This is a genomic window from Desulfosarcina sp. (genome assembly GCF_046496365.1).
Taxonomy (GTDB): domain Bacteria; phylum Desulfobacterota; class Desulfobacteria; order Desulfobacterales; family Desulfosarcinaceae; genus Desulfosarcina.
In genome coordinates this window covers 1-3,880 of sequence record NZ_JAWOHB010000143.1, presented here as the reverse complement: position 1 = coordinate 3,880, position 3,880 = coordinate 1, and the positions used below count along the sequence as shown (strand labels likewise).

General features: G+C 54.9%; 5 protein-coding genes. All 5 read right to left on the bottom strand.

Features of this window, described 5'->3' with window-relative positions; translation table 11 throughout:
* A partial coding sequence (locus tag R6V78_RS13790) for a 2-oxoacid:acceptor oxidoreductase family protein (RefSeq protein ID WP_410289948.1) occupies positions 1-400 on the bottom strand: 400 nt, incomplete at its 3' end.
* Between the two features lie 2 nt (positions 401-402).
* Positions 403-1,206, bottom strand: coding sequence for a 2-oxoacid:ferredoxin oxidoreductase subunit beta (locus R6V78_RS13785; RefSeq protein WP_410289947.1), 804 nt, complete (start codon positions 1,204-1,206; stop codon positions 403-405).
* 3 nt (positions 1,207-1,209) lie between these two features.
* Positions 1,210-2,358 (bottom strand): 2-oxoacid:acceptor oxidoreductase subunit alpha, encoded by a 1,149-nt coding sequence (locus tag R6V78_RS13780; RefSeq protein WP_410289946.1) that lies wholly within the window; start codon positions 2,356-2,358, stop codon positions 1,210-1,212.
* A complete protein-coding gene (locus R6V78_RS13775; protein WP_410289945.1) occupies positions 2,342-2,581 on the bottom strand; it encodes a ferredoxin family protein in 240 nt (79 codons plus the stop codon). The genes R6V78_RS13780 and R6V78_RS13775 overlap by 17 nt, the downstream gene beginning before the upstream one ends.
* 95 nt (positions 2,582-2,676) lie before the next feature.
* On the bottom strand, positions 2,677-3,880 hold a 1,204-nt coding region (locus R6V78_RS13770; RefSeq protein WP_410289944.1), incomplete at its 5' end, for an aconitase family protein.

Here is a 3,880-nt window from a genome sequence, read left to right as displayed (position 1 = left end):
GCATGCAGATGTTAAATACGATGGGGTTTCCGATTTCAGACATCACGGTCTCATACATGGGAACCTCCCGCTGCAGGGCGTCCACTTTTCTTTGAATCGTGACGAAGTGAGGGTCTGTCAGCAGCAGTCCGCCCGGACGGATAATGCCGGAGAATTTGTTGTAGGCGATCTGGGTTAAACAGGCCAGAACGTTGGGTTCAATAACCCGGGGGGCGTTGATGGCTGAATCGGAGATGATGACATCGCTGCGCGTTGCCCCTCCTCGGGCCTCAGGTCCATAGGTCTGGGACTGAACGGCGTTTACGCCGTCATAAAGCACGGCCGCTTCAGCCAGAATGATGGCCGCGGTAATAACGCCCTGCCCGCCGGATCCGGAGAAAACCAGTCTGCATGTTTCCATGTTTAATTCCCTCCCCTGGCTTGCCGAATCAGTTTGTCATATTCCGAGCAATATTCGGGCTGTTCTTTTTGAATAAAAACACCCCGCTGAATCAAATTCGGGTCTTTTTGCGCGGCTTTCGAACCGACAGGGGTGGTGATATCCTTCATCCGCTTCATCATTTCCACAGCGCCGCCTTCTTTGTTCTTGCGGCCGAAATAGGTTGGGCACTGCGTCAATACTTCCACCACGGAAAACCCCTTGTGGACGATGGCATCACACAGGATACCGGTCATTTGCTGTGCGTGATAGGTGGTGGTGCGTGCGACAAAGGTGGCGCCCGCCGCCTTGGCAAGTTCTACGACATCAAAGGCCTGATCGATATTGGTGTAGGGCGCCGTCGTTGCAAGGGTGCCGCAGCCGGACAAGGGTGAAAACTGGCCGCCGGTCATGCCGTAGATGCGGTTGTTCATGACGATGGCGGTCAAGGCGATATTGCGCCGCGCCGCATGGATGAAGTGGTTGCCGCCGATGGCGAGGGCGTCTCCGTCTCCCATGGGAACGATGACATTCAGTTTCGGAAGCCCCAGTTTCAGCCCCGTGGCAAAGGCCAGCGCCCTGCCGTGCAGGGTGTGCAGCGTGTGAAAATCGAGATATCCGGTAATCCGCGAGGAACATCCGATTCCCGATACCATGGCGATTTCATTTTTGCTCAAGCCCAGTTTCTCGATGGCCCGAATGAGGCTGTTGAGGACGATGCCGTGGCCGCAGCCCGGGCACCACATGTGGGGAAAGAATCTTTCCCGAATATAATCTTTTACTGCCATGGATCAGACCCCCTTCCCCATGATGATTCGCAGGATATTGCGAATATCCCTGCCCGTGATAAATTCGCCGTCGACCCGGTTGGCCAGATAAACCTTTGCCGGATCGTCTACGGCTGTTTTGACGGACCGGAGCACCTGGCCCATGTTCATTTCGGCAACCAGGACGAATTGGGCATTTTTGCACTTGGCTCGGACCATGTCATAGGGAAAGGGCCACAGGGTCTGAAGCTCGAGAAGCCCCAGCATTTCCCCGCGCTGCCTGCGGCTTTCCACAACGTGCAGTGCGGACCTTGCCGAAGAGCCGTAGGATATCAGCACGCACTCGGCATCCTCCAGGTAATACTCCCGGTGATGCTCGATCTGATTCACGTTGTTGCAGATCTTGTCGATCAGGTGGCGCAGCAGTCCCTTGACGACCTCCGGATTCGTGGACGGGAAGCCCCACATGTCGTGAAACAGCCCGGTGACGTTGTATCGATGCACCCCGCCGAAATCGGACATGGGCAGCCGGCCGTCTTCCCGCGGCAGGTAGGGGTGATAATCGACGCCCCCCTTGACGGTGGTGCGCAGGCGGTTCACCAGCGGCAAATCGCCTTCTGCGGGGATGACGACCTTTTCCCGCATGTGACCCACCACCTCATCGATCAGCAGGATCACCGGTGTGCGATAGGTTTCCGCCACGTTAAAGGCTTCAACCGTCAAGGCAAAGAGATCCTGATGATTGGAGGCGGTGTATACCACGATGGCATGGTCGCCGTGGGTTCCCCAGCGCGCCTGCATGACATCGCCCTGACTGACGTGGGTTGGATTGCCGGTGGAGGGCCCGCCCCGCTGAACATCGACAATGACACAAGGGATTTCCGCCATGATGGCGTACCCCAGCGCCTCCTGCATTAAAGAAAACCCGGGGCCGCTGGTGGCGGTCATGACTTTATTACCGGTCAACGAGGCGCCGATGATGGCGCACATGGAAGAGATTTCATCTTCCATTTGAATGAATTTGCCTCCCTGCTGCGGCAGGCGGGCGGATAATTGTTCGGCGATTTCGGTGGAGGGAGTGATGGGGTAGCCGGCAAAAAAATTGAGCCCTGCGTAAAGCGCGCCTTCGACGATAACTTCATTCCCCTGGATAAATTTAATGTGTTCGCTCATCATCATCCCCATTTGAAGGTTGCTCGGTTAGTATTTCAATGGCGAGATCGGGGCATCTGATTTCACAGAGTTTGCAGCAGATGCAGTCTTCCGGTCGTGCGGCCACGACCTTTTCCTGGTCATCGAGCTCGAGAACCGACTGGGGGCAGAATTCGACGCAGATGCCGCATCCCTTGCACCACTCTCTGTTGATGAGGTGTTCTTTTAATGTTGGTTTTGCCATGTGACCTTCCTTTGACATCGTATAAGCCGTGCGTCTCAATCTTCCATGCGGTCATCCGGCAACCTATTTAGTTTGCAAAAGAAAGTCAAGAGGCACTATAGGGCTAAAAGCCTGCGCAACACATAAGGAAGTATGCCGCCGTGTTCGAAATAGGCCACATCCACATCCGTATCGAGCCGTACGCCCACCTCAAATCGGATTTGTCTCCCTTTCTTCCCGACGGCTTTCACCTGAAGTTTTTTCTGCGGGCTCATCGCTGCTATGCCGTAGATGGAAAAGGTTTCCGATCCATCGAGACCCAGCGATTTCCAGGAATCGTTTTTATCGAAGACAAGCGGCAGCACCCCCATTCCCACAAGGTTGCTGCGGTGGATGCGTTCAAATGACTCGGCGATTACCGCTCTGATTCCCAGAAGATTGGATCCTTTGGCAGCCCAGTCCCTTGAAGATCCGGTGCCGTATTCCTTGCCTCCGAGAACGATCAGGGGAATGCCTTCCTCCCGATAGGCCGCTGCGGCTTCAAAGACGAACATCTCCTTTTCTTCGGGGAATTTCAGCGTGTAGCTGCCTTCCCTGGGCTTGACCAGCTGATTCTTGATGCGGATGTTGGCGAAGGTGCCCCGCAGCATGACTTCGTGATTGCCCCGTCTGGATCCGTAGGAATTAAAGTCCGAGGCCGGAACCCCTTTTTCAAGCAGGTATTGTCCGGCCGGGTATTTTTCGGGAATTGCACCGGCAGGAGAAATGTGGTCGGTGGTAACCGAGTCTTCGAGCAACAGCAGCGGTCTGGCGTTTTCCAGGTTTTTCACGATGTCGAGACACTGTTTAAAATCTTTAAAATAGGGGGGATTCTTGATGTAGGTGGAGGTGTCATTCCACGGATAGGTCAGGCTCTCCATGACCGGGAGCTGTTTCCAGAAATCGTCTCCATCAAAAATTCTGCCGTATTCGGCTGCATAAAATTCGTTTTTTACATGCCGGTGCACCAGTTCGTCGATTTCTTCGTAGGATGGCCAGAGGTCTTCGAGATAGACCGGGTCACCGTTGGGGTTTTGGGCGACCGGTTCAAGGGTCAGATCCACATCGATCCTGCCGGCAAGCGCTAGAATAACCACCAGTATGGGCGATGCCAGGAAGTTTGCCTTGATGCACTGATGAATTCTGGCTTCAAAATTGCGGTTGCCCGAGAGCACCCCCGCCACGGTCAGATCATTTTCCGTGATGATTTTTTCTACCTCCGGATGCAGCGGGCCGCTGTTGCCGATGCAGGTGGTGCAGCCGAACCCCGCCAGGTGAAAC

What these genes read in the sequence shown, in the direction of transcription:
- R6V78_RS13785 (WP_410289947.1), bottom strand. Translation starts at nt 1,206, where the DNA reads ATGGCAGTAAAAGATTATATTCGGGAAAGATTCTTTCCCCACATGTGG.
- R6V78_RS13780 (WP_410289946.1), bottom strand. Translation starts at nt 2,358, where the DNA reads ATGAGCGAACACATTAAATTTATCCAGGGGAATGAAGTTATCGTCGAA.
- R6V78_RS13775 (WP_410289945.1), bottom strand. Translation starts at nt 2,581, where the DNA reads ATGGCAAAACCAACATTAAAAGAACACCTCATCAACAGAGAGTGGTGC.